Annotated in this window: 21 protein-coding genes and 1 tRNA gene; 6 read left to right on the top strand and 16 right to left on the bottom strand. The window is 61.1% G+C overall.

Annotation, left to right across the window (positions count from 1 at the left end; all coding sequences use genetic code 11):
* Positions 1–8 precede the first annotated feature (8 nt).
* Genes crcB (BGC09_RS13545) through BGC09_RS13530 form a run of 4 tightly spaced genes read right to left on the bottom strand, consistent with a single transcriptional unit; the run spans position 9 to position 2,719 of the window.
* Entirely contained in the window at positions 9–593 is a 585-nt protein-coding gene (gene crcB, locus BGC09_RS13545; protein WP_069804527.1) for a fluoride efflux transporter CrcB, read from the bottom strand.
* On the bottom strand, positions 593–979 hold the full coding sequence (gene crcB / locus BGC09_RS13540) for a fluoride efflux transporter CrcB (protein ID WP_069804526.1): 387 nt from the start codon (positions 977–979) through the stop codon (positions 593–595). The genes crcB (BGC09_RS13545) and crcB (BGC09_RS13540) overlap by 1 nt, the downstream gene beginning before the upstream one ends.
* Complete coding sequence (locus tag BGC09_RS13535; RefSeq protein ID WP_176728925.1) at positions 976–1,368, bottom strand: DUF190 domain-containing protein; 393 nt, start codon at positions 1,366–1,368, stop codon at positions 976–978. Before BGC09_RS13535 ends, crcB (BGC09_RS13540) begins: the two co-directional genes overlap by 4 nt.
* The gene (locus BGC09_RS13530) at positions 1,352–2,719 is read right to left on the bottom strand and encodes a DUF190 domain-containing protein (protein WP_069804525.1); all 1,368 of its coding nucleotides are present in this window, start codon (positions 2,717–2,719) and stop codon (positions 1,352–1,354) included. The genes BGC09_RS13535 and BGC09_RS13530 overlap by 17 nt, the downstream gene beginning before the upstream one ends.
* 279 nt (positions 2,720–2,998) lie before the next feature.
* On the opposite strand from BGC09_RS13530, the gene BGC09_RS13525 reads away from it, so the two are divergent.
* Positions 2,999–4,120 carry a winged helix DNA-binding domain-containing protein gene (locus BGC09_RS13525; protein WP_069804524.1) on the top strand — a complete coding sequence of 374 codons (1,122 nt, stop codon included), beginning with the start codon at positions 2,999–3,001 and terminating at the stop codon, positions 4,118–4,120.
* 62 nt (positions 4,121–4,182) lie between these two features.
* On the opposite strand, the gene BGC09_RS13520 is transcribed toward BGC09_RS13525, so the two are convergent.
* The 7 genes from BGC09_RS13520 to BGC09_RS13490 form a co-directional block, all read right to left on the bottom strand.
* Complete coding sequence (locus tag BGC09_RS13520; protein WP_069804523.1) at positions 4,183–5,043, bottom strand: zinc ribbon domain-containing protein; 861 nt, start codon at positions 5,041–5,043, stop codon at positions 4,183–4,185.
* A gap of 107 nt (positions 5,044–5,150) precedes the next feature.
* A complete protein-coding gene (locus BGC09_RS13515; RefSeq protein WP_069804522.1) occupies positions 5,151–5,594 on the bottom strand; it encodes a hypothetical protein in 444 nt (147 codons plus the stop codon).
* Positions 5,591–6,103 carry a hypothetical protein gene (locus BGC09_RS13510; protein WP_069804521.1) on the bottom strand — a complete coding sequence of 171 codons (513 nt, stop codon included), beginning with the start codon at positions 6,101–6,103 and terminating at the stop codon, positions 5,591–5,593. Before BGC09_RS13510 ends, BGC09_RS13515 begins: the two co-directional genes overlap by 4 nt.
* Before the next feature lie 451 nt (positions 6,104–6,554).
* On the bottom strand, positions 6,555–7,505 hold the full coding sequence (locus BGC09_RS13505; protein WP_069804520.1) for an LLM class F420-dependent oxidoreductase: 951 nt from the start codon (positions 7,503–7,505) through the stop codon (positions 6,555–6,557).
* A gap of 114 nt (positions 7,506–7,619) precedes the next feature.
* Positions 7,620–8,585, bottom strand: coding sequence for a mechanosensitive ion channel family protein (locus tag BGC09_RS13500; protein WP_069804519.1), 966 nt, complete (start codon positions 8,583–8,585; stop codon positions 7,620–7,622).
* Between the two features lie 28 nt (positions 8,586–8,613).
* Positions 8,614–8,976: an anti-sigma factor family protein gene (locus BGC09_RS13495; RefSeq protein WP_069804518.1), complete on the bottom strand. Its 363-nt coding sequence runs from the start codon at positions 8,974–8,976 to the stop codon at positions 8,614–8,616.
* Positions 8,977–8,984: 8 nt separating this feature from the next.
* Entirely contained in the window at positions 8,985–9,677 is a 693-nt protein-coding gene (locus BGC09_RS13490) for an RNA polymerase sigma factor (RefSeq protein WP_176728924.1), read from the bottom strand.
* Positions 9,678–10,187: 510 nt separating this feature from the next.
* Between BGC09_RS13490 and BGC09_RS13480 the strand changes: the two genes are divergently transcribed.
* Entirely contained in the window at positions 10,188–12,002 is a 1,815-nt protein-coding gene (locus BGC09_RS13480; protein WP_069804515.1) for a flippase, read from the top strand.
* Between the two features lie 234 nt (positions 12,003–12,236).
* Here BGC09_RS13480 and BGC09_RS13475 read toward each other — a convergent pair whose 3' ends face one another.
* Positions 12,237–14,402, bottom strand: coding sequence for an SGNH/GDSL hydrolase family protein (locus tag BGC09_RS13475; RefSeq protein WP_069804514.1), 2,166 nt, complete (start codon positions 14,400–14,402; stop codon positions 12,237–12,239).
* 318 nt (positions 14,403–14,720) lie between these two features.
* Positions 14,721–15,497, bottom strand: a complete 777-nt coding sequence (locus tag BGC09_RS13470; protein ID WP_069804513.1) for a mechanosensitive ion channel family protein — start codon at positions 15,495–15,497, stop codon at positions 14,721–14,723.
* Between the two features lie 369 nt (positions 15,498–15,866).
* Between BGC09_RS13470 and BGC09_RS13465 the strand changes: the two genes are divergently transcribed.
* The 4 genes from BGC09_RS13465 (at position 15,867) to BGC09_RS13450 (ending at position 19,586) form a co-directional block, all read left to right on the top strand.
* Complete coding sequence (locus BGC09_RS13465) at positions 15,867–16,853, top strand: aldo/keto reductase (RefSeq protein ID WP_069804512.1); 987 nt, start codon at positions 15,867–15,869, stop codon at positions 16,851–16,853.
* A 265-nt stretch (positions 16,854–17,118) separates the two neighbouring features.
* Entirely contained in the window at positions 17,119–18,012 is an 894-nt protein-coding gene (panC, locus tag BGC09_RS13460; RefSeq protein ID WP_069804511.1) for a pantoate--beta-alanine ligase, read from the top strand.
* 52 nt (positions 18,013–18,064) lie between these two features.
* A complete protein-coding gene (gene panB, locus BGC09_RS13455; protein WP_069804510.1) occupies positions 18,065–18,925 on the top strand; it encodes a 3-methyl-2-oxobutanoate hydroxymethyltransferase in 861 nt (286 codons plus the stop codon).
* Positions 18,926–19,512: 587 nt separating this feature from the next.
* A tRNA-Asp gene (locus BGC09_RS13450) sits at positions 19,513–19,586 on the top strand.
* On the opposite strand, the gene BGC09_RS23545 is transcribed toward BGC09_RS13450, so the two are convergent.
* The 3 genes from BGC09_RS23545 to BGC09_RS13425 all read right to left on the bottom strand — a co-directional run bounded on the left by BGC09_RS23545 (position 19,548) and on the right by BGC09_RS13425 (position 22,406).
* Positions 19,548–21,110: a recombinase family protein gene (locus tag BGC09_RS23545; protein ID WP_369695688.1), complete on the bottom strand. Its 1,563-nt coding sequence runs from the start codon at positions 21,108–21,110 to the stop codon at positions 19,548–19,550. The two genes, BGC09_RS13450 and BGC09_RS23545, sit on opposite strands and share 39 nt — an antisense overlap.
* Before the next feature lie 426 nt (positions 21,111–21,536).
* Positions 21,537–21,860 (bottom strand): hypothetical protein, encoded by a 324-nt coding sequence (locus tag BGC09_RS13430; RefSeq protein ID WP_069804506.1) that lies wholly within the window; start codon positions 21,858–21,860, stop codon positions 21,537–21,539.
* 111 nt (positions 21,861–21,971) lie between these two features.
* Positions 21,972–22,406: a hypothetical protein gene (locus BGC09_RS13425; protein ID WP_069804505.1), complete on the bottom strand. Its 435-nt coding sequence runs from the start codon at positions 22,404–22,406 to the stop codon at positions 21,972–21,974.
* Between the last annotated feature and the right edge of the window lie 30 nt (positions 22,407–22,436).

The following is a 22,436-nucleotide window of genomic DNA, read 5'->3' as shown; positions in this document are numbered from 1 at the left end:
GGCCCCGCTTACGAAGGCTCGTCCCGCGGGCCGGGGTTGGACTGGATCGTTGACGGCGGCGCAGCCGGACCGGCTGAGGTCCTGGCTGTCGCCCGCCCAGCCTGCGTCTGACCGGCCACCGACAGCCGGCCCGGCGAGGACCTGGTCCGGGGCCGTGATTGGCGCGCACGGCGCCCGTGCCACCAACGCCGCAGGGCCAGACAGCGCTCTCCCAGCCAGGTGCCGAGCAGCACCGCCGCTATGCCACCACCCAGGCTCAGGAGCAGGTAAAGCACCGCCGCCAGCCAGCGCCCGGCGGCCAAAAGCAAGACATCCCCCAGAGCCAGGCTGCTGAAAGTCGTATAAGCCCCCAAAAAGCCAACCGCCATCAACAGGCGGCGGGTAGGCCCAATCAGAAAAGTGGCCTCCGCCAGGACCGTGACCAGTGCCAGAGCAAAAGCACCGCTGAGATTGATCAGCAAAATATCGTACGGCCAACTCTTGCCAAACCAGGCTTGCAAGAGGGGACTGAGCGAAGCCCGCGCCAGCGTCCCGCAGAAGCCGCCCAGGGCGACCGCCCCCAGACGCCGCCGTGCCGAAAGTCCCTGAGCCACTAGAGCCACCTCCCCAGGGCCAGACCACAGGCCGCGGCCAGCAAGCCCAGCAGCACACTGCCGGCCAGGTAGAGCAGGCCCAACCAGCTACTGCCACCGCGCAGCAGCTCAACCCCTTCCCAGCTCATCGTACTGAAGGTCGTGTAGCCTCCCAGAAAGCCGGTGGCCAGCACGCCCTGGAGCGCCGCATTAAGCACATGTTCCGTCGTCAGCCCGAACACCAGCCCAATAGCGAAAGCCCCGGTCAGATTGATCACCAGCGTTCCCAGCGGAAAGGCCGTCGTCACCCGCTCCGCAATAAAGCGCCCGAGCACATAACGGCTCAACGCGCCGAAAGCTCCCGCCAGTCCTGTGGCCAGCAACTGCCCGAATGCCAGCAGCGTCATCGTGGCCACTCCTGCCAGGTTGACAGGGACACCATCGTCACCGGCGTCACGGTAATCAGACCGTGACTCACCATCCTCTGCACCACGGGCAGGAAGCGCCCTATCTGCTCCTCACTGTCAACCAGCTCTATTAACAAAGGCAGGTTATCGGCAATATCGGGCAAGCGCTCGCTGGCCAGGTGAAGATCTGGACCGAAGCCCTCAATCCCGCGCAAGACCGTAGCCCCAGCTATCTGGTGGCGCTGGGCTGCTTCCAGGATGGCTCGATAGAGAGACCGGCCCTGCCACTCCTCAGCCTCACCCACAAAGATCCGCAGCCGTTTCCCAGGGCGGGAAAGCGGCTGCTGCTGAGTTATTCCGTGACCAGAACCGTTAGTATGAAGCATCATCACCATCTTCCAGAAGGACACGCAACAGATCAGAGCGTCCAACGATCCCAGCGAGGTGCCCATCATCGTCCACCACTGGCAACACCTTCCGGCCCGTTCTCATCATCAGGGCAATCGCTTCTGAGACCGTCGCTGTGGCAGGCACGGTCACCACTGTGCGGTTCATAACTTCGCCCGCGCGCCCGGCGCGATGCAGCTGAGGGCCTAAAGAGGTGCTGGCTCCAGAGACGTGCTGCTCCCGACCCCGTGCCAGTCCGCTCAACCAGGACAAGAGACGGGGACGCAGCTCCTCCTGCAAGCTCGCCAGCAGATCGACATCGCTGATGATCCCCCGAACATGCTGCCCATCGTCAATGACCACCACGCGCTTCAGCGGCGACTGCAGGAGGGCCTCAAACACCTCCGTCAGCGGCGCATCCTCGTGCACGGTAGCTACCTCGGAGCGCAGATAGTCCCTGACCGGCGCCGAGGCGGCGGAGCTGTTGGCCTGCCTCGTAACGCCGCCCGTTGGCGCTGACTCCCTCTCCTCGGCTTCGCTTGCCAGGGGACTGGTGGCCGCTGCGCGCAGCAGGTCTGTGCGTGAAAGCATGCCAACCAGGTGCTGATCGCGGTCTACGACCGGCAAGCGACGCAAGCCTGTCTCCACCATGAGCCGAGCCGCCTCACGCAGCGATTGCTCAGGGCGCACCGTACGCACCTGCCGATTCATGACGTCTGCTGCAGTACGCGCACTCTGCTCGGCCTGCGTCAAAGGGGTACGCATCTGCTGGGCAGTTGCCTCGTCGAGGGCGAGCGCCGTGCGCACCAAACCGCGACGCAGCGGCAGAGCACCCGACCTGATCAGGTCGCCGGTGGTAATGAGGCCGAGGAGATGCCGCTCCCGGTCGACTACTGGCAGAGCGCGGAAAGGCGCCCTCAATAAGAGCGCGAGCACCTGGGCCAATGGCGTTTCCGGTTCGACGGTAATCAGACCGGTGACCATCGCCTGACGCACCGGACGACGAGCCGGCAAGCCCGCGAGCAGGGGAGGTGTTACATGAACCACCTCGGTCTCGTGCAGGGTGATCAGACCGCCGCGCAGCATGGCGCTCAGGCGCGGGAGCAGACGCTCGATGCGCGCTGGTTGATCGATGACCTGGATGACGATGCTCGCATCCGAAGACCAGCGTAGTCCCTGACTCGCATGCAGTCGCGCGCTTGCACCGTAGCCAGCTATCGCCCGCATGGCTGTGGCCCCAGCGCAGCCCTCCTCGCGTAGCAACTGCAGCATGGCGACGTAGAGCGGCTGCCCGTGCCATTGATCCGATTCGCCGAGGTAAATGGTAAGAACGTGGGCTTTTTCAGGACGCACAGTTTTCCCTCTCCGGCCTCGCTCTCTCTGCTGCCTGCGTATCCTCTCTCTAATCGTTGTGTTACTTGCTAGCCTGAGCGGGGTGAGGAATGCATCAGCACTCGTCGCCCCGCATGCCAGGTCTTGTTTGCAGGATAGCATAGAGCGAAGGTCGGAGGCAATGCTCTCCCAGCGGGCCTCAAGAGCCGGCCTGGCCTGATGCACGCTTTCCACCTGGAAGAGAATGAGAAAGAATAATCTCAGGAAGAAAGAAGGAAAAGGGGAGGATCTTGTCGGTCAATGACCAAGCCTGTCCTGAATCGGCGTCAGCTCAATCGCGCCACGCTGGCCCGCCAGTGGCTCCTGGAGCGGGTTGAGGTGTCTCCGTTGGAGGCCAGTGAGCACCTGGTTGGCCTGCAGGCTCAGTTGCCTGCACCGCCGTTTATAGGACTCTGGACACGTCTGCGCCATTTTCATCATCAGGAGCTGCTTCATCTTCTTCAGCAGCGGAAGATCGTCCGCGCCACCCTGATGCGCGCCACTCTGCATCTGGTGAGCGCTGCCGACTATTTGCGCTTCCGTCTGGCTCTACAGCCGGCTCTCACTCGCTCGCTCCAGTCCTTCTTTCGTCGCGGAGGAGATCCTGCCATCCAGGCTGCTGTCGTGGAGGAGGCGCGAAGCCTGCTGCGGGAAGGTCCTGCTACCTTCGCAGTCCTCCGTCAGCGTCTGGCCGAGCGTTTTCCTGAGCTGGAGCCGGCCCACATCGCCTATCTCGTGCGCATGCAGCTTCCTCTGGTCCAGGTCCCCGATCAAGGTGCCTGGGGCTTCAGCCACAACCCGCACTATGCTACTGCCTTCGATTGGCTTCGTGAAGAAGGAGAGCCGTGGCCGCCCGAGGAGGGTCTACGCCTGCTGGTACGGCGCTACCTGGCGGCCTTTGGACCAGCCAGCCTCAAGGACCTGCAGACCTGGTCGGGCCTGGGCAACCTGAAGCCGGTTCTGCGCTCAATGCGCGCTGAGCTGCACCTCTATCGCGATGAGCAAGGTCAAGAGCTATTTGATCTCCCTGATCAACCTTTGCCACCGGCAGACATGCCTGCGCCGGTGCGCTTTCTCCCCGACTTCGACAACGTGCTCCTTGCCTATGCCAGGCGCGAGCGTATCCTACCAGCCAGCTACCGTCAAGCTGTCCTGCTGCCACCTGGGCGCGTGCTGTCAACCATTCTTGTCGACGGCTTCGTTGCCGGCACCTGGACCATCCAGCGACAGCACGGGCACAGCAAGCTCCTCATCACGCCCTTCGCCACGCTATCGGCGGACCAGTGCGATGAACTCCTCGCCGAAGGGGAGCGCCTGCTGACCTTTCTCTCCCCTGAAGCTGAGGCTGAGCGGGCTGAGGTAGAGATCCTGAAGCCTCCCTGACCAGGCGACCCGGCCCGCTTCAGGCAGATTCTGTAGCCTGGTCCTGTCCCGGTCGGGGACCATTATTGCGGGAAACGGGCCTGCAGCAGTAAGCGAGCCAGGCGATAGGCGCCACTCCCCAGCACAATAAGGCTCCCGAGCAACGTCAGGTAAGTGCCTGGCCCGATTCCGATATTGGGTCCCGCCTCAGTTGGCATCGACCCTGCAGGAGGCCTGACCAGGTCCAGCAAACCCTCTAAGCGGAAGCCAATGCCGAGCGTATAGACTGCGATTGCCAGAACGAATGAGCCAATGATCAAGGGAAGGGCCGGTAGCCAGACCACCAGCCGCGGATTATTCTTCAGAAACCAGGACTCTCCTGCTGCCAGAGCAGCCTGCAACACCAGCGCCAGCAGCAGCAGCCAGGTCATCAACCCGAAATTGGGGCCGCTGATAGAGAAATGCGCTGGCAGGAGAGGATCAAAGCCATCCAGCTGAATCCACGGCAAAAAGAAGCCCACCACGCCGGCAGCGCAGCCGATCAGCATCACCATACTCGCCTGATCTCGCCGCAAAGGCATGATGCCGTGGGCAACCAGAGTCCTGAGTGGCCACTCCGGCTGTGTACGAGCGGGACCAGAGACCATCTGGCTCCTGGCGGTAGTCGCAGACCCGGCTGGCGGCTTGGAAATGCCAATGCCACTCGTGTGCGAAGCAGGGGGCTGCAACTGATGAGAGAGCGTCGCCTCTGAGGCCAGTTTCCGATCTGCCTGATTCGCTGCCTCCTGGCCGGCGGACGATGATGAGGTCTGCTCACTCTCGCTGGCCACAGCGAGGGGGGGAGTAGTGGTTGAAGCTGGCGTGGCGGCAGGCAAGGGCTGACCACACTGCTGACAGCAAGAGGCTTCCTCGACATTAACGGCGCCACAGTGAGTACAGAACATGATCACACTTCCCTGGTAAGCATTGTCTGCATCTCTCTATTCCTGCAACTTGTCAGCTGAGGAAGGAAAAGCTAGAAAAACTCGGCAGAGGAGCAGTCTCCCCCCTGCTAGGCTGCCGTGGGCCGATTGAGGCCGGCCAGCACCGACGCTACTAAAGCCAGGAGCAGACTTGGCAAGAGGAAGGGGCCGACACTCAGTATCGCGACGACGACACCAGCCAGGAGCAAAGCAGTGGTGAGCCACAGGATCGCCCGCCATGCGTTAGAATGGGTCTGGCTGTGCACGATTGCGCTGATGCCAATGCCAAGGATCACGAGCGCGATGAAGGCAAGGAAGTATGCCGCCGTTGCCGAGATGCCTGTTGCTACCAGACTGACCGACCGAGTGGTCGTCGGGCCAGCCGTGCCTGGTCCCGATCCAGGGGTGACCACTATGGTGCTGGTGCGGCCATACGTGCCAAGTGGTGCAAAGATCACGACGAGGAGGCCCGCCAGCCCCAGGAGGCTGGCAAATGCACCGCTCAGACCCTCGATCCGCTGGAGTGTTCTCATGTTGCAGACCTCCTGATGAAACAGCGCCTTTCAGAGCTGTACCAGATGAGATTCGATGGTTGCACCTGTTTCTCATTCCGCGCAGATCCGCCTGTCGCGGGCGCTTGTGGAGCGGTTGATGAGTCTGCCGCCGGTACGCCAACCTCGATCAGCTCGGTATGCGCAACAGGATCAATTGCCACTTCGATGGCTGCGACCGCTGACCCGTGGGATGCGTGCAAGTCATAAGCGTATTCGTAGTGGCTGCCGACGGCCTGGCCGTCTACAACGTAGTAGCCCGGTGCGAGAAGGTGGAGCGGCAAGCGCGTGAGATCGAAGAACTGGGCATTCGGTGTCCGATAGACCTGCGGAGACGTGATGCAGTGAACTGGACCGACGATCATTGGGACGCTGCGAGTCATGCCACACGTAGGAGTAGCTGGGGCTGCCTGGGCGACTCCTGCGCCAAGAACAAGGGCCATGAGCGCGAGCGCGGCCCCACATGCCCGCATGATACTTTGCCTGTACATAAGAGTGTTCCCTTTCCCAAGCCAGAGTGAGGCAGTGTCTGCGCCTGCACCTACGCGCCGCCACTAACGAATGAGTCGTAGTGTAGCCAGGAAGAGCAGCCTCCGCTGTCCCACGTTGACACATACCCGCCGACGCTTCCTGGCCCGTGCGCGACCAAATTGTTATCGCTGTAGGTCACGTATGTGCTTTGGAGCGCGCAGAACACATCGTTCTCGTGGACCGCATCAGTCCAGGCGGTTATACTGGTGTAGTTAGAACCCCAATAGTATCCATTGCTATGCTGGGCCTGATACCACCCGTCCCATTGATCGGACCAGGCATCCCAGTAGAAGGCCGAATCCACCTATGTTCCGTGTGGAAGCAAGAAGACTCGGCGACATAGATATGCTCCCAAAGAGTCGGTGGGTAGCTTTCGGGAAGCGGAATAAGTCGATCAGATCTAATATCTGATCAGACGGACAGGCAAGTACGGGCAAAGAGCCGCAGCCCTTCGAGATTGGTGGCGGCATCAACAAAATGAATAATCAACTCCTGGATACCCAAAGCCTCATATTCAGCGATACGGGAGCGGATGGTCTCCGGAGTACCGATCAGTTGGGTACGGCGCAGGTGCTCCAAATTAGCGCGCTGCTCGGGGCGCAACTTGGCCACCGCCTCCGCCTCACTCTCAGCGATGGCGCACTCATCGATAATCACCGTGCGCCAGATACTCTCATAATCGCGGCCCACGGCCTCGCAGTGTTGACGCAGCACCGCCAGCTTATGGCGAACTGTTTCGACGTCGCCGCCCAAATTGCAGGCATCGCCATAGAGGGCCACCAGGCGCAGCGTCACCTTCTCGCCGCTGCCGCCGATCAAGATCGGGATATGCGGACGCTGCAGGCCCTTGGGCTGATTAATGGCCCCGCGCACCTGATAATAGCGGCCCTCGAAATAGGCCTCCTCCTGGGTCCACATAGCCAGCAATACCTGGAGCGCCTCGCCCAGGCGTGCCAGGCGCTCCGCAGTGGAAGGGAACTCGTAACCGTAAGCGCGATACTCCTGCTCATACCAGCCGGCGCCGATCCCCAGGATCAAGCGACCGTGGCTCAGCACATCGACCGTACTGGCCATCTTGGCCAGTACGGCTGGATGGCGATAGCTATTGCACGTCACGATCTGCCCGATACGCACGCGCTGTGTATCGCGTGCCAGGGCGGCGGTAGACATCCACGCTTCGAAGGTCACCTCTTGCGTGGGAACAGGTACTGTATGAAAGTGGTCGTAGAGCCAGACCGAGCGAAAACCGAGGGTTTCCGCCTCACGAGCGACGCGGGTCATCGCCTCATAGGCCTCCACGGGATCAGGGACAGCCACCAGGTCCAGGCGCCAACCCTGTGGGACAATTACCCCGAAGTGCATAGTTTGCTTGTCTCTCCTTTCTTCCTTTCATGGGACGCTCACGATGACCGCGCGCTCGACAGCTCCGCTGCGCACGCGAAGGCCGAGCCTGTCGAGCGGTCCGGTCCGCTCCGCTCAGCTCTGGCCAGGGCCAGGCCCTGGCCCAGATGCTGGCTCGGTGCCTTGTTCACCCGCGGGAGCAGAGGGTGCCTGACCTGCAGCCGGAGCCTCGCCCGGGCCTGGCGTCTCCGCTGTAGTGGTGCGGGCAGGAGGAGGCTCCTCGCTGATGGTCACTCCCTGCAGCAGCAAGGCATTGGGCAAAGCGAGCAGGCGACGGCTGCCATCCTCGGCCTGGATCTCTAGCGTCGTATAGGCCCCGCTCGTCGTCTGCAGCGTACCGCTATAATCGCCCAGTGTCAGCCGCTGACCGCGTCGGAACTGCTGGCGCACATAGTAGCCGGCGATCACATGGCGAGCTACCTCGCGCGTTCCAAAGGCGAAGGTCAGTGCAATGGCCAGGCCCGCCGCGGCCACAATGATGGTCAGGCTCGTCGTCAGCAGCGTCGTCTCAACACCGAGAGTCGCCAGAGCCAGCACGCACAGGAAGGCCACCACCGTATACTCGATCAACCTGCCCAGCGCGCCAGCGTAAGCGATATTCACATTGCGGGCCACCGCGGTTACTGTATTCCCCAGCAAGCGAGCCAGGAGCGAGCCGAGCAAGAGCAAGAGGGCGGCGCTGATAGCCCGGGGCAAGAAGAGCAGAACGGCCTGGAGGAGGGCCGCCACCGGGGTCAGCCCCATCAGCTCCACGGCCTGGATCGAGAAGCTCAGCAACAAAAAGAAAAAGACCAGCTGGGCCAGCAGCTCGCTCAGAGGAATGCGGATGCCAAGTGCTGCCAGCGAGCGCCTCAGCCCGATACGTTCAAAGAGCAATTCCAGGCGCATCTGGCGGAACAGGAAGCGCAGGAGCCAGCGCACCAGCCAGCTCAGCAGGTAGCCGACCAACAAAACAATGAGACCGTTCACCAGGCGAGGAACGAAGGCCAGCAGGCTGGTGCCTACACTCAGCAGCGACTGCAGTAACGGTTGCAAGCTCATAGAAGACCACCACCTCTACTGTGCACCATCAGACGGGTTGAGTCTGCAGGCGCAGGGCGCCCGTGGTTGGATCGAGCAAGGCCCCAATCAAGTTGAGTAAATCGATCAGCCACTGCAGCAGCGTCTGAGAAGAGAGATCGAGCAACTCCAGGCTGCTCTGCTCGGTGTGGATGCGAGCCAGCAGGCGCCGCTCGAAGTCTGGAGGAAGGCGCAGGCCAGCGTATTGTGCCTGCAGCTCGTTCAGCAAGGTTCGCACCTGACGCGCCAGCTCTAGCTCTCGCTGGCATTCTGGGCAGCCAGGCAATGCTGCCTCAGCCTCAGCCTGCAACGCTGGCGGTAGGGTCCCCTCCACGAGGTCCGGCAGCAACCGCGACAGCTCTTCACAATTCATGACAGGCGTTACTCCTCTCGCTTTTGGTGACGATTCTTCTGAGATGAAGAAGATAGAACCTGATAGATCTTTCCACAGAATTCGCCGAAGAGTTCCTTAAAAGCCAGACGCGCGCGGTGGACGCGCATCTTCACTGCGCTCAACCTGGCCTGTAGAACCTGAGACAGCTCCTCATAGCTCATATCCTCCAGATCGCGCAGCAGCAGAACCCGCACCTGCTCGCGATCCAGGCGGCGCAGCACACGGTTGATACAGTCGCGCAGCTCGCGCCGCAGCACCAGCTCCTCGGGCGCTGGCCCTGGCGCTGGTAGCTCGCTGAGGTTCAACTCGCCTGGCTCGCCAGGGGCTTGCGAGCGAGTGCGAGCGCGACTGATCTGGATCGTCTGCTGCCGCTGCCGCTGAGTACGCTCCAGGGCATCCAGCGCCGTATTGGTAGCGATGCGGTAGAGCCAGGTTGTAAAGGCGCATTGCATGTCGAAGCGCGGCAGCGCGCGATAGACCTTGAGAAAGACCTCCTGCGTCAGGTCCTCGGCTTCCTCATTGTTGTTGATGATCTTATAGACAAGCGTATAGACGCGCTGCATATGACGAGCGACCAGCAGCTCAAAGCTGCTGGTGATCTGGGGAAGTTCCTCCTTGCAGCGCCGCACCAGCGCCTCATCCGAGAGCGTTGTCTCTCGCTCCAAAACATCGATAGGCATCGTTTGGCACTCAAGCAAAAGCAGACTAGCAAAGGCACTCCAGGCGAGGTCATTCACCACGGTGACAGAGCAGCCCCTGTCACTTCTGGCGTGCAGTAGGGCTGCTGGCAGTTTCATCTCCCGTACTGCTCTCTTATCGACGCCAGGCAATTGGGCCGGTCAGTCCTTCTCTCCCTGGCTATCCTGGTGCTCGGCAGCCCCTGCTCTGGCCGGCTGCTCTTCTACCGGGCGTGCTTCATTATAGAGAGCTGCTGCGCTCCTGTCCAGTAATGCGCTTGGGCGAGGCTGACCCTGACCAGCCCGGCTCGACGCAGCCTGGTTCTGCTGCCGCTTGTTGCCTGGTTCGCCGTTCAGGAGCAGGAGGCCGAAGATCACTCCTTCTCTACCCTCATCGTTATCTCATCATCACCCTGGGCTGCTATACCTTAAGAGGGCCGTGCCGAGAGCGCGCCGCTCGCGTGGTCAGGTCAGAGTCTCTATCTGAAGACAGGCGTTGAAAGGTGCTTGGGTATGCAGCGCTTGCGCCGTGTGGTCTATAATACCCTGATCTCCCTGGGGGGCCAGGCTATTACCTGGACCTCAACCTTGCTGTTGACGATTGCCTATGGGCGCTTCCTGGGCGATGTGAAGTTTGGGGAACTCTATTTTGCAACGACGCTCGCCCTTCTGGTTGGTTTCCCTATGGAGCAGGGCTTTAACCAGCAGTTGACGCGCGATGTTGCTCAGGAACCGGGGCGGGCTATACGCTATCTGGCGAATACTCTGCTCATCAAGGTGGTTGTCTGGGGCTTGCTCTATGCTTTGCTCCTGCTGATCCCCTGGCTACTGCACTATGATGGTGAGGTACGTCTACTGGTCATGATCAGCGGACTGACGTTGCTCTGGACGGGCGTGGGGACGGCTTTTGCTGCTGCGCACTATGCCTTTGAGCGCAATGTGGCGCCGGTGGTGGGCACGATTTTGGAGAAGGCTTCTTCGGCCTTCCTGGGCTACCTCCTCCTGAAGCATGGGGCCGGGGTGATAGCGATGGCCTGGGTTCTCTGCGGCGGCGCGCTCTTGAATATGCTCTGGCAGGCCCTCTGCTTCTTTCGCTGGGTTGGCTTCCGTCCGCTCTGGGATGGGGCAACGATTCGCCTGCTGTTGCGCTCTAGCCTGCCTTTCCTGATCTACGGCGTGCTGGGGGTGCTCTACTATCGCCTCGACGTGGTCCTGCTCTCGCTCCTGGGCAACGACGCTATGGTCGGCTGGTATGGGGCTGGCTATCGCCTCTTCGATACCTTGAATTTCCTGCCCAGTCTGGTAATTGCCGCCATTATGTACCCCGTTTTTTCGAAGCTGGCTGTGCAGGCGCAGGATGCTCTGCGCCTGGCGATCGAGAAGTCGCTGAATTTTCTCCTCTTCTGTAGTATTCCGACCGCGGTGCTGATGGTGGTGGCGGCTCCTAACATTATTGGCTTTCTCTATCATCGCCCTGAGTTTATCCACTCGTTTGCTGTCCTCCAGCTGCTGGCCCCCGGTCTGGTCTTCCTCTACGTGAATATGGTTCTCAGCACGGTCCTGGTGAGCATCCATCAGGAGCGCAAGATGACGCTGATGGCCGGAGTGGCCCTGGTCTTTAATCTCTCCCTGAATCTGGTGCTGATCCCTCTCTACCAACAGAATGGGGCGGCCCTGGTGACCTCGCTGACGGAGCTGCTCTTTATCGGTCCCTTCCTTGGCTTTATCCCCCGCACCTTGTGGCCGCGGGCGAGCCTGGCCGTGGCTCTGAAAGCTCTGGGGGCCAGCCTGATCATGGCTCTGGTGGTCTGGCTCTTGCGCTCCTGGTCGATTCTGGCGCTTGTGCCCGTGGCGATCGTTGTCTATCTGGCGGCGGCAACCGTGCTGCGCACAATTCCTCGCTCCGATCTGAGGAGCCTGGTTGACGCGGTGCTCCGTCGCCGCGGTAGGAGTGGGGACGAGCCGGCGGCGGAGGCGCTGCTGGCTCCAGAGGCTGTGGTAGGGGCCGAGAGTGAACGGCAGAATCAGAGTGAGGCAGTGGCCGGCGCCGGCGAGGCCGTGGTTCCGGCCCAGGATGATGAAGAGACGGATCGACTGCCCGTGGTTCGGCGCCGGCGCCTGGCGAAGGGAGCGGAGGCCGGCCAGGCTTCGCTGAAGGCTGTGGTAGAGGCCGAGAGTGAACGGCAGAATCAGGGTGAGGCAGTGGCCGGTGCCAGCGAGGCCGTGGTTCCGGCCCAGGATGATGAAGAGACGGATCGACTGCCCGTGGTTCGGCGCCTGGCGAAGGGAGCGGAGGCCGGCCAGGCTTCGCTGAATCTGCTGAGCTGAACCAGGTGACCTGACTACGAGCGAGCAAGAACAGCCTGCGCTAAGGAAGGAGGCGAACGGGACGAGGCGCGGCATCCTGGTAGAGGGTGAGCGAGGGGGGCGCTTGCCCTCTGGCCCTGCCGTCTCTCCTGGGTCTGCCAGCCCGACTGGCCCCGGTCAGCTCTTTTCCCTTCCCTGCAAAGCAAAAGAGTGCAGGACGAAGGGGAGCCTGGAGCGGGTGCGCCAAAGCCGCGACTAGCGCCAGAGGCCGTCGGAACGCAGGGCCTCGAACCAGGCGCGATTGATGGCGACGATGCCGGCGGCGTTGGGGTGAACGCCGTCCTCGCTGAAATAGGCCGGATGGGTGCGGAAAAGGGTGTAAAGGTCTGGCCCCCTCATCAGTCCAGCGCTCTGCGTAATCTCCAGAACAATGCTATTCAACCGCTGGATCTCTGCATTCAGAGCGTCGCCATCACTGGGCCTGTTGCTGGCCGGGGCCAGCGCCAGAATCGGCACATGGCCGGCCTGTTGAATGCGTGCCACCAGGCGCTGCAGCGTCAGGCGATAGGTGGCCGGATCAACCTGACCGAAGGCATCGTTGGTCCCTACTTCGATGAGCCAATAGTGCATGTCGGGATTGAGCGCCAGCAATGTATCCAGTTGCTGAAGCATCCCATCGCTTGTCTGTCCGCCGATGCCCCCGTTGACCAGGGCGGGGAAATCGTCAGGATAAGCAGCGTGGACCAGATCGGGGAGAGCAGGCCGATTCTCATTGAAGCGATTGAAGGCCAGGGCTGTGATCGATGTTCCCATACAGAAGAAGGTATCGTTGAGAGTGGCCTGGCTGGAGGCATCGAAGAGATCGATCTCATCGACCAGAAACTCGTGCTCGCTATTGCCCGGCTGAACGCCAGTCACCGTCATCTTGACCCACGACATCCCGGTAAAAGGGAGCAAGTGCTCGCGGTTGCGAGCCCGATTAGCGCTGACGGTTACCAGTGTTTTCCAGGAACCGTCGGAGCCGTTGGTGCTATTGGCAGAGACGGCGAGGGTATAGGAGCGAGGAGCGGAGCCGTTATCGCTGAGGTAGTCGAAGACGTAATCGCTGGCCCAGACGAGCAGCAAGCGCGAGGGGCCACTGCCCACATGGATTGCGCACCAGGAAGGGAGGGAGCGCTGTGTTCCGTGCCAAAAGGCCCAGTTTCCGTAGTGGCCATCGACAATGGCTGCTGGTCCGCCTGGGCCATCGTTGTTGGCCGAGCAGAAGACTGGCTTGCCGGGCGAGATCAGCGGACTGGCGCGCGCCGGGGAAAGTGTTGGTTGTGACCCCAAGGAGCCGGGATAATACTGAGCAATGAAACTCTTCATTGCGTAGTATTGTGGTCGCGGGGCGTTGGTATCCACATCGAACAAATCCAGGTGGCCGTAGCCTGCGTAGCTGGCGGCGTCGAACTGGCAGGCGAAGGTCAGGCCAGCGCGAATCATGGCCTGCAGGGCGCGGGTCGTAAAAGCCGAGATAAAGTCGCTCTTCTCGCCGTAGGCTGGGGGAGGATTGCCAGGATCGAAATTCCATTCCGTAATCCCCACGGGAAGGTCGCGTCCCAGCAGCTGGCGCGTCAAGGAGCGCATGCTCTGGACCGCCTCGGCTGCGCTGTCGGCCAGCTTGAGACAGTTGCTCTCGCTATCCTGCCAGCACGGATACCAGTGGAAACTGATCGCGTCGGGAAGCACGCCCGACGAGCGCGCTCCCTGCAGGAAGGCGCGCAAGAAGTCCGTGGCGCTGGGCTGGCTGATCACCGGCCCAATGAAGCGGGCGCGTGGATTTAGCTGGCGCAGCTGAGGGATCACACTATTCCATTGTTTCAGATAGCTGGCGCTAGAGATCCCATTGTAATCCGGCTCATTGCCGAACTCATAGAGCAGGCAGCGAGAGCCGGCGTAGCTCACCACATGTTTCAGGAAAGCCACATCGAAAATATTGAACAGCACCCCCAGGCAGGTCATTCCACTCTGCTCCACCGTGCGCAGGCGCTGCTCAAGCTCAGCATCGCTGGTAGCATGGTTATCGGCCAGGCTGCGGTCAAAGAAAAAGGTACGCATGAGCGTAAAGTGGGCGGTTTTCAGGGCTGCCTGAAACGTAGGATTCGTCTCGATATTATTCTCGCTCCACTCCTGTGTATCGTTCGTGCCAAAGAGCAGCGACGAGACCCCGTCTTTCCAGCGCTGCTGGCCTGGCAGTTGAGTTGGCGACGAAGGCGTTGTTGGCTGGACAGCGGGATTAGACGGTGTGGTCGTGCTCCGGGGAGGAGTGCAGGCTGCGAGTGTAGTCAGCAAGAGGACGAGCAAGAAGAGGATGAGGCTCGGGACCGATTGAGCTTGGGAAGTTGTCTGACGACGATCTGGGACAGCGTGCCTTGTCATGCACTTGCCTCTCTGCGGTGTTCCCCTGATTAGGATCAGTCTCTGTTTCTCTCTCAGTGAAATCAATGCAACTATATCATTGCTTTGTGGTAGTGGCGTGTAGCCGGTGGTTGTGACCTGGTTGCCATCGTGGAGGTGACCGGGAGAGTCAGGTGCAAGCTGAGCAGGGGTGTGTGTGGGTGAGGGAGGAGCCGGCGGAGAGAGCGAGCGTTTGAGCCGAAACCGTAGTAGAGCCAGCAGGCCCACTGGCCAGGAGGGGGGGAGCTGAAGTCTTCCCTCCTCTGCCAGGTCAGCGGGCCTGCTGGTCACAATCCAGAGCTACCTGCTGGCTTCAGGGTGTGGCTGTGTTGGCGGAGTTGGCTGAGGAGCCTGACCGCTCTCGCCGGCAGGGAGCGGCTGGCTGCTCTCGCTTGCCGGGACCGCCAGCATGCCGCTGCGGTTAAGCAGGCGGCGGGCTGCCTCCTGGCCGCCGAGGCCGAAGGCCAGACCGAAGGCCAGAGCGGTGCCACCAACCACTGCCGTAAAGAGAATATTGAGCAGCGAGGGAGCGATCTGCAGCTGTTCAAGGGCGATCAGCCCGGCGAAGCCGATGAGGGCATAGCGTGCTATCGAGGCGAAGAGGGCCGGATTGCCCACACGTGTCGTAGCCATCAGACCGCGCACAATATCGCCGACCACGCTCGCGGCCAGCAGGCCCAGGAAGAGCACCAGCACCGCCACGAAGACATTCGGAATATAGGCGATCAGCTCATTGAGGATATTGCTGACAGTGCTCAGTCCCAGAGCGTCGACGGCGGGCACCAGGAAAATCAAGAAGATGAACCAATAGACGATCGTGCCCAGGATGGCCACCACATCGAAGCGCATCCCCGTATTCTGCTCCAGGCGCGCCAGGCCGATGCGTGCTCCCAGGCGTTCGAAGCCGATGCGCCGCAGGATGAAAACCACGGTGCGCCTCAGCACGCTGGCAATCAGCCAGCCAATGAGCAGGATGACCAGAAAACCGAGGAACTTGGGAATGAAGGTCAGCACCAGATTCAGGGCATTGGCAAGTGAGGTCAGAAAAGCCTGACCAATGTTGTTGACAACCGGCATAGGTTATACCCTCCTTCACAGACAGCGACTGACTGACAGAGTGTTGTGCTTGGCTATCTAACCAGCGGGCAGCTCGCACCTGGCTTCAGCGGGGACTAGCCGCCGGCTGGTGTTGGCTACTGCTCTACACGTCCCCTTAGACGGCAAGGGTTCAAAAAAGTCACACCCTCTTCCGCAGGCTGCTGAGCCGATCTTTGTGAGCAGCAGGCCGAACAGCAGGCCGAAGGCTTCAGCGCTATTGAGGCCAGGCTGAGTGCCATCGTTTCAATGGCGCCTGGCCCGGTCCATGCGATACAATCAAAAGGCCAGTGCCACCGACACACTTTTGGCATAGGAGACCTCATCAGGAAGGAGAGTAAGGCGAGAAAGATGGAGTATCGACCGCTGGGACGAACTGGCTGGCGGGTATCAGCCATAGGCTTTGGAGCCTGGGCTATTGGAGGAGACGCCTGGGGGCCGACCGATGATCGTGAAGCGCTGGCGGCCCTCCATCGGGCCATTGACCTGGGCGTCAACTTTATCGATACTGCCGACGTCTACGGCGACGGGCACTCCGAGCAGCTCATTGCCCGTGTGCGCAAAGAGCGACGTGAGCCACTTTACGTTGCCACCAAGGCCGGGCGGCGTCTGAATCCCCACACTGCCGATGGCTACAACCGTCAAAATCTGACAGCCTTCGTCGAGCGCAGCCTGCGCAATCTGGAGACCGAGGCCATCGATCTGCTACAGCTCCATTGTCCCCCCACTGAGGTCTACGACCGGCCCGAAGTCTTTGGCATTCTGGATGATCTCGTGCAGCAGGGCAAGATCCGCTCCTATGGCGTCAGCGTCGAAAAGGTTGAGGAGGCCCTCAAGGCCATTCGCTATCCCAATGTGCAGAGCGTCCAGATCATCTTCAATCTCTTTCGCCACAAGCCTGCGGAACAATTCTTTGCGGCGGCCCAGGAGCGTCAAGTAGGCATCATTGTGCGTGTGCCCCTGGCCAGTGGGCTGCTGACTGGCAAATTGCGCCGCGATAGCCAGTTCTCCCCCAACGATCATCGGAACTACAACCGTCATGGAGAGGCGTTCGATCAGGGCGAGACCTTCGCGGGAGTCGACTATGAGACTGGCCTGCAGGCGGTTGAGGAGCTGCGTCCCCTGGTCCCTCCGGGGATGACCATGACCCAGTTCGCCCTGCGCTGGATACTGATGTTCTCCCAGGTATCCACCGTCATCCCCGGTGCTAAGAATCCAGAGCAGGCCGAAGAGAACAGCCGCGCTGCCGATCTGCCGCCGCTCAGTGACGAGACCATGCAGCGCGTGCGCGAGCTATACGAGCGGCATATCAAGCCGCTGGTCCATGACCGCTGGTAGGAGAGGACAGTGCTGCTGCGCCAGGCAGCAGGACGACCGACCTGGATGCTGCCCTGGCGTGGTGGACAGACAAACCACGGCTTGCCGCTCTGGCCTGACCCTCTGAGTCAGGTCAGAGCGGTAGGTCGTGCTTGATGCTGACAGCCAGTCTCTGGTATACTACCGAAAAACCGCCTGGTAGCTTTTGGAGCGATCAATACCTTCCACTGCCTTTGTGTTACGGAAGGCTGCAGTAGTTGCAAAGAAACCACTGGTGGGGGAGGCAATGGACGTCATCACTACAGTGCGAGAGATGCGGCGTCTGCGTAGCGGCTGGCCGGCGCTGGCGAGCGTTGGGCTTGTACCGACAATGGGTTATCTGCACGAGGGGCATCTTTCGCTGGTGCGTCGCGCGCGTGCCGAGAACGACAAAGTAGTCGTCAGTATCTTCGTTAATCCGATTCAATTTGGAGCGCATGAGGATCTTGAGCGCTATCCTCGTGATCTGTCCCGAGATCTCCATCTCCTCGAAGAGAGTGGTGTTGATGCGGTTCTGGTGCCGGCGGCGAGCGAGATGTATCCTGTGACCTTCATCACTTATGTAGAGCCGACTGGGCCGTTGGCCAGCGAAGCGGAGGGTGCCAGTCGTCCGGGGCACTTTCGCGGCGTGGCGACTGTTGTCCTCAAGCTCTTCAATATTGTGCAGCCGCAGCGGGCCTATTTTGGGCAGAAAGATGCCCAGCAGGTTGCTGTTATCAAAGCGCTGGTGGCAGATCTCAATCTGCCGGTTGAGCTGGTCATCATGCCGACAGTACGTGAGCCAGACGGGCTGGCCATGAGTAGCCGCAACAGCTATCTCTCGCCGGAGGGGCGGCGGGCGGCGACCGTTCTTTACAGGGCCTTGTTGGCGGGCAAGGCCGCCTACGAGCGAGGAGAGAGCGATGGCCCTGCTGGCGTGATACGGGTGATGCGGGAGATTGTTGCCAGCGAGCCTTTAGCGCGTCTGGAGTATGCTGACGTGCGAGACCCTGAGACCTTCCAGCCGCTAGAGACGTTGCGTGCGCCTGCGCTCTTACTGATTGCGGCCTTTGTTGAGGCGGCGCGCCTCATTGACAACGTTCTTTTGCGTGCTGACGGCAGTTGGGAGACTGGTCTCATTGTTCCGCCTTTGGCCTCCTGATCCTGGCGGAGAGTTGGGTCCATCAGACACGAATGAGCAGTGAGCGAGGAAGATGGGAGACAAAATTACCGTTGCCACTGTACAGGCTCGCAAGGGTGGGCCGCCTCTGACGATGGTCACTGCTTATGATACTGTTATGGCCACTATAGCCGATCGGGCTGGGGCGGACCTGATCCTCGTTGGCGACTCGGTGGCGGACAATGTGCTTGGCTTGCCCGATACGCTGGCTGCCACGATGGAGATCATGATCCATCACACTGCTGCTGTGGCGCGGGCCCGGCCACGAGCTTTGATCGTTGGTGACATGCCCTGGTTGAGCTACCATATCTCTCTGGAGGAGAGCGTGCGTAATGCGGGCCGCCTCATCCGCGAGGGGCGGGCTGAGGCTGTCAAGTTGGAGGGAGGGCGCAAGCGCCTGCCGGTGGTTGAGGCTTTGTTGGCGGCGGAGATCCCGGTGATGGGGCATCTAGGTCTCACGCCGCAGTCGGTGCGTGTCATGGGGGGGTATCGGGTGCAGGGTCGACGTCTTGAAGCGGCGCGGGCCCTGGTTGAGGAGGCGCGGGCGCTGGCGGGGGCTGGTGTCTTTGCTCTTGTGTTAGAGGGGGTGCCAGCCATCGTGGCCCGGGCCATTACGGCGCTGGTGCCTGTGCCCACCATTGGCATTGGGGCGGGACCGCACTGCGATGGTCAGGTTCTTGTCTTTCATGATGTGTTAGGCTGGCATCTCAACAAGCGCACGCCCAGGTTTGTCCGTCAGTATGCCTGTCTGGGTGAGGAGGCCGTGACGGCGCTCCAGCGCTTCTTTACTGATGTGCGCTCTGGGGCTTTCCCGGGCGAGGGGGAAAGTTATCGGATGGAGGAAGAGGAGGAGCGCGCCTTTGAGGCTCTGCTCAACGAGCTGGAGGGCGGTTGAGGTGGAAGAGAGGGAGGGGGAAGAGAGCAATCCAGCTCTGCCTGCTGCTCACATTGAGCGTCCCCGAGGCCCGAGGCTGGCCCTGACTGGTCGTGGGGGGGTATGAGAGGGCGGAGAGGGCGTGCACTTGATCCTTGCAGGGAAAGCGAGGCCTGTCGGTAGCTCTGCTGGGCCGGCACACTCAGTGGTGGGAGAGACCGATGCCCGTCGGTTCCGCTCTCGCCACCGTTCTTCACAGACTGCTGCGTGACACGCCGAGACGAGGTGAGGTAAGCAAGATTCGGCGTCTGTTCTTTTGCTCTGCTGTTATCATGTTTTTGGAGATATCTAGCATACAAATGCGTTCCAGGCAGGATAGGATAGCAGCGCATGCCTGACTGTTGTGACCTCCATCGACTAGGGTAGTAAAAATCCTTCTCTGGCCTCGTTGTTTGGCGTTACTGGTCCTTGCCATGTTGGCGGGAGTGTTGCTTCGTGAAGCCAGCGGGTTAGGAAGCGCAAAAGAGATGCTTGACAGACTGCCCTCTCTTCTGGTATGATAGCAACTGCCACGAGCGAGGCTGAAGAGACTCAGCCTCGCTGGTTGGGGAGCCGTAGTGTAGTGGCCTAACACGCCTGCCTGTCACGCAGGAGATCGCGGGTTCGAATCCCGTCGGTTCCGCTCGCACCAGTGGGCTGTCAACAGCAGCCCTCTGGTTTCCTCGTACTCAGTTACCCCGTCCAGCATGCGCAAGATGGGCAGAAAGGCTGGACGGGGTTTCAGCGCCGCAATCATCTTATTCTCCAGATCGTAGTACAGTCCCCCTGGCTCCAGCAACATCGTCACCATCTCCCGTTTCTCCTCGGGCGTGGCCATCTCCCACAGGGCTGCCATCTCGGGCAGATGTTCACCCGCCTGGGTCACTTCTGCGAGCGTCACCCCGTTGACCTCGGGGACCTCCAGTTTCCTGAGTGCCAGCTCTGTTGCGGCCATTTCGGCCTGAAATTCCTTCTCATCAATAAACCCCTCGCAATACACCTTGAGCGTACGCGCCTTCTTGAGCAGCAGTCGCTCCTTCTCCCGCTCGACTGCCTCAGACGTGGTTCCTGATGCCGCCTGGGCCATCATTTCCTGGCGGATGTGCTCACGCCAGTGTTCAGGCAACTGGAGACGCTTGAGCAGGTGGCCAAACTGCTCCTCTACCAGGTTGGTGCGCACCATCAAGTTGCCGCTGGTGGAGCAAGGAATACGGCGCGTTTTGGCTGCGTCCCGGTAGTAATTTCGCCGATTGGCAGGCGTGTTTCCCGTATCACAGCGCAGCGTCAGGCCGCAATGAATGCAAGCAATGTATCCCGCAAATGGGTAGATCTTCCGGACGACAACCGTGCGGGTTTGGACGTGGCACAAGGATTTTGAGAGAGCACGGATGTGTTGCCACTCATCATACGTGAAGATCGCCGGATGCTGGCCTCGAAACCGCTGCCCCTTGTAGCGGATGGTCCCCCGATCATCGCCGGGGGCAAAGGCCGCATAGAATTCGTTCCGTAACATAGCATTAATCGTATCCTTCGTGAAGAGTCGATCTCCAAACCGCTTGCTGCTGGTACGGTAGCCAGCCGCGTTCAAGGCAGTAGCAATTTCCTCGGCAGTCTTTCCCTGCATGCGCAACTCGCCTATCAAGCGGACGCCTGGATATTTGTCTGGGTCAATCTCTAGCGGCGATTTTGGCCCTCCCGAGCGATATCCAAAAGGGATATCGCCGTTATGCAGTCCCTGGACAGCCCGCTCCCTTTTCCCTTTGCTCGTGTGCCTTGCCAGGCTGTCCGAAAAGTAAGCCGCAAAGGCCGCGAGAATCGTCAGCTGCAATTGTCCTTCTGGAGAGGAATAATCGATGTGCTCCGAAAGGGAAAGGAACGCAGTGCCTGCCTGGGAGAGAATGCGAAAGCTCTGCAAGGTCACCATCACGTTCCTGGACCATCGGTCCAGGGTATGGACGATCACGACCCGGATACGCTTTGCCTGGACGTCCTCGAGGAGCCGCTTAAAAGCTGGACGTTTCGCAATGTGTTCTCCCCGCGCACTACGCTCGTCGTCCTCATAGAAGACCGGCTCTGGTAATCCGTGCAGCTTCGCCGCCTCGCGAATGGCACGCTTCTGGGCCTCGAGACTATAGTTGTCTTTCTGCATTTCGCTGGAACGGCGCACGTAGCCGGCGACAAGACCTGACTCTGGTGAAGTCACCGTTCACCCCCTGCGCTCACTTCTTCTGCCCCGGCTTCTCTCCCTGCAGAGAGGAGACCGACAGTCCTGCGGGGCACCCTCTTTCTGCGTCGAGTAATTGATCCTGTAAAGCACGTCGAATAATCCGAGCGACCAGTCGACAAAAGGCGAGGACCTCTGGGGGAAGAGGTTCTTCTTGGGAATTATACTGCTCATGCGTCGGATGGTCCATACATCTTCTCCTTCAGAAGAAGCGATCATTCCTTGTCTCAGAGCAACAATAGTCCATGATAGGCGGAAAGGAGTGGGAAGGCAGAGGAACACCCAGGGATCACTCACGGTGATCCCTGGGAACGGCACGGGAACCAGGCGGGAAGCAGCGGGGGTGAGCGGAACAACCAGAGGACCAGCTCAGGCCCCTTCCTCGGGAGAGGAGCAGGAAGGGCGCAGGGGCGGTTCCTGCTGCCCTGCTGGTGTCAGGGGGAACGCTCCCGCCAGCGGGGCACACGCCCGCGCCCGGCGGATCACCTGCAGGAGGGTCTGCAGCTGCCGTTGATCCTCTTCCAGGACGTCGTCCGTGGGCGTGCGCACGCCCCGACGCTTGCGCCGGTCGAGATACGCCCGCTCGCGGGCCAGCGTGCGCTCGAGCCATTGTTCCCAGACGTGGAGCTGCTCCCGTGATGTCCCGCAAAAGGGGCAGACCCCTGCCGCGGGTCCAGGTGGTGATCCTGTCATGTCAGCCGCTCTCCTTTCTTGCGTCTTGCCTTCCTGCCTGGCTGATGGGCGGGTTCCTGATGGCGCTCGGACCAGGAGCTAGAGCCTGCCGGCCACTGGTCCGCTCTGGGGTCACTCCCAGAGGGTGGCAGCCGCCGCGTGCTGCTCCGGGGCCACCTGGCCCTGCCCTCCGCGCGCAGCGCCAGACGCACGGGGCAGGTGCCCTGGCCGGCGGGAACCGGTGGATCGGGGCGTCTCTCCCTCGACCCAGGCCAGCAGGGTCTCGATGCGCGGGTCTGCTGGAGACAGTTCCTGCAGGAGCCGTGCCGTGGCCCTGGCCAGGGCCTGCAGGGCTTCCTCGGCGGTGAGGTCCTCCAGGAGAGCCTGGCGCACCCCCTCCACGCAGGTGATCAGCTCCTCAACCCAGGCTGCGGGAGCGACGGCGCAGAGCCGCTCGACCAGCTCGGCGAAGCGAGGGCCTCCGGCAGTGCGGGCGCGCTCGATCCACCGTTCCTGGTCAAGCGGGAGAGAGGAGACTGGCTGTCCTTTATGCTCACGTGGCTCCATCCTGTCTTCCTCCTTTCGGTTACCTGCTGC

The organism is Thermogemmatispora onikobensis, from assembly GCF_001748285.1.
Classification (GTDB): domain Bacteria; phylum Chloroflexota; class Ktedonobacteria; order Ktedonobacterales; family Ktedonobacteraceae; genus Thermogemmatispora; species Thermogemmatispora onikobensis.
This window is presented reverse-complemented; position numbering and strand designations above follow the sequence as displayed.

Coding starts and splice junctions, on each gene's coding strand:
- crcB (WP_069804526.1), bottom strand. CDS start 979: ATGACGCTGCTGGCATTCGGGCAGTTGCTGGCCACAGGACTGGCGGGA.
- BGC09_RS13535 (WP_176728925.1), bottom strand. CDS start 1,368: ATGATGCTTCATACTAACGGTTCTGGTCACGGAATAACTCAGCAGCAG.
- BGC09_RS13525 (WP_069804524.1), top strand. CDS start 2,999: ATGACCAAGCCTGTCCTGAATCGGCGTCAGCTCAATCGCGCCACGCTG.
- BGC09_RS13520 (WP_069804523.1), bottom strand. CDS start 5,043: ATGTTCTGTACTCACTGTGGCGCCGTTAATGTCGAGGAAGCCTCTTGC.
- BGC09_RS13515 (WP_069804522.1), bottom strand. CDS start 5,594: ATGAGAACACTCCAGCGGATCGAGGGTCTGAGCGGTGCATTTGCCAGC.
- BGC09_RS13510 (WP_069804521.1), bottom strand. CDS start 6,103: ATGTACAGGCAAAGTATCATGCGGGCATGTGGGGCCGCGCTCGCGCTC.
- BGC09_RS13505 (WP_069804520.1), bottom strand. CDS start 7,505: ATGCACTTCGGGGTAATTGTCCCACAGGGTTGGCGCCTGGACCTGGTG.
- BGC09_RS13500 (WP_069804519.1), bottom strand. CDS start 8,585: ATGAGCTTGCAACCGTTACTGCAGTCGCTGCTGAGTGTAGGCACCAGC.
- BGC09_RS13495 (WP_069804518.1), bottom strand. CDS start 8,976: ATGAATTGTGAAGAGCTGTCGCGGTTGCTGCCGGACCTCGTGGAGGGG.
- BGC09_RS13490 (WP_176728924.1), bottom strand. CDS start 9,677: ATGCCTATCGATGTTTTGGAGCGAGAGACAACGCTCTCGGATGAGGCG.
- BGC09_RS13480 (WP_069804515.1), top strand. CDS start 10,188: ATGCAGCGCTTGCGCCGTGTGGTCTATAATACCCTGATCTCCCTGGGG.
- BGC09_RS13475 (WP_069804514.1), bottom strand. CDS start 14,402: ATGACAAGGCACGCTGTCCCAGATCGTCGTCAGACAACTTCCCAAGCT.
- BGC09_RS13470 (WP_069804513.1), bottom strand. CDS start 15,497: ATGCCGGTTGTCAACAACATTGGTCAGGCTTTTCTGACCTCACTTGCC.
- BGC09_RS13465 (WP_069804512.1), top strand. CDS start 15,867: ATGGAGTATCGACCGCTGGGACGAACTGGCTGGCGGGTATCAGCCATA.
- panC (WP_069804511.1), top strand. CDS start 17,119: ATGGACGTCATCACTACAGTGCGAGAGATGCGGCGTCTGCGTAGCGGC.
- panB (WP_069804510.1), top strand. CDS start 18,065: ATGGGAGACAAAATTACCGTTGCCACTGTACAGGCTCGCAAGGGTGGG.
- BGC09_RS13430 (WP_069804506.1), bottom strand. CDS start 21,860: ATGACAGGATCACCACCTGGACCCGCGGCAGGGGTCTGCCCCTTTTGC.
- BGC09_RS13425 (WP_069804505.1), bottom strand. CDS start 22,406: ATGGAGCCACGTGAGCATAAAGGACAGCCAGTCTCCTCTCTCCCGCTT.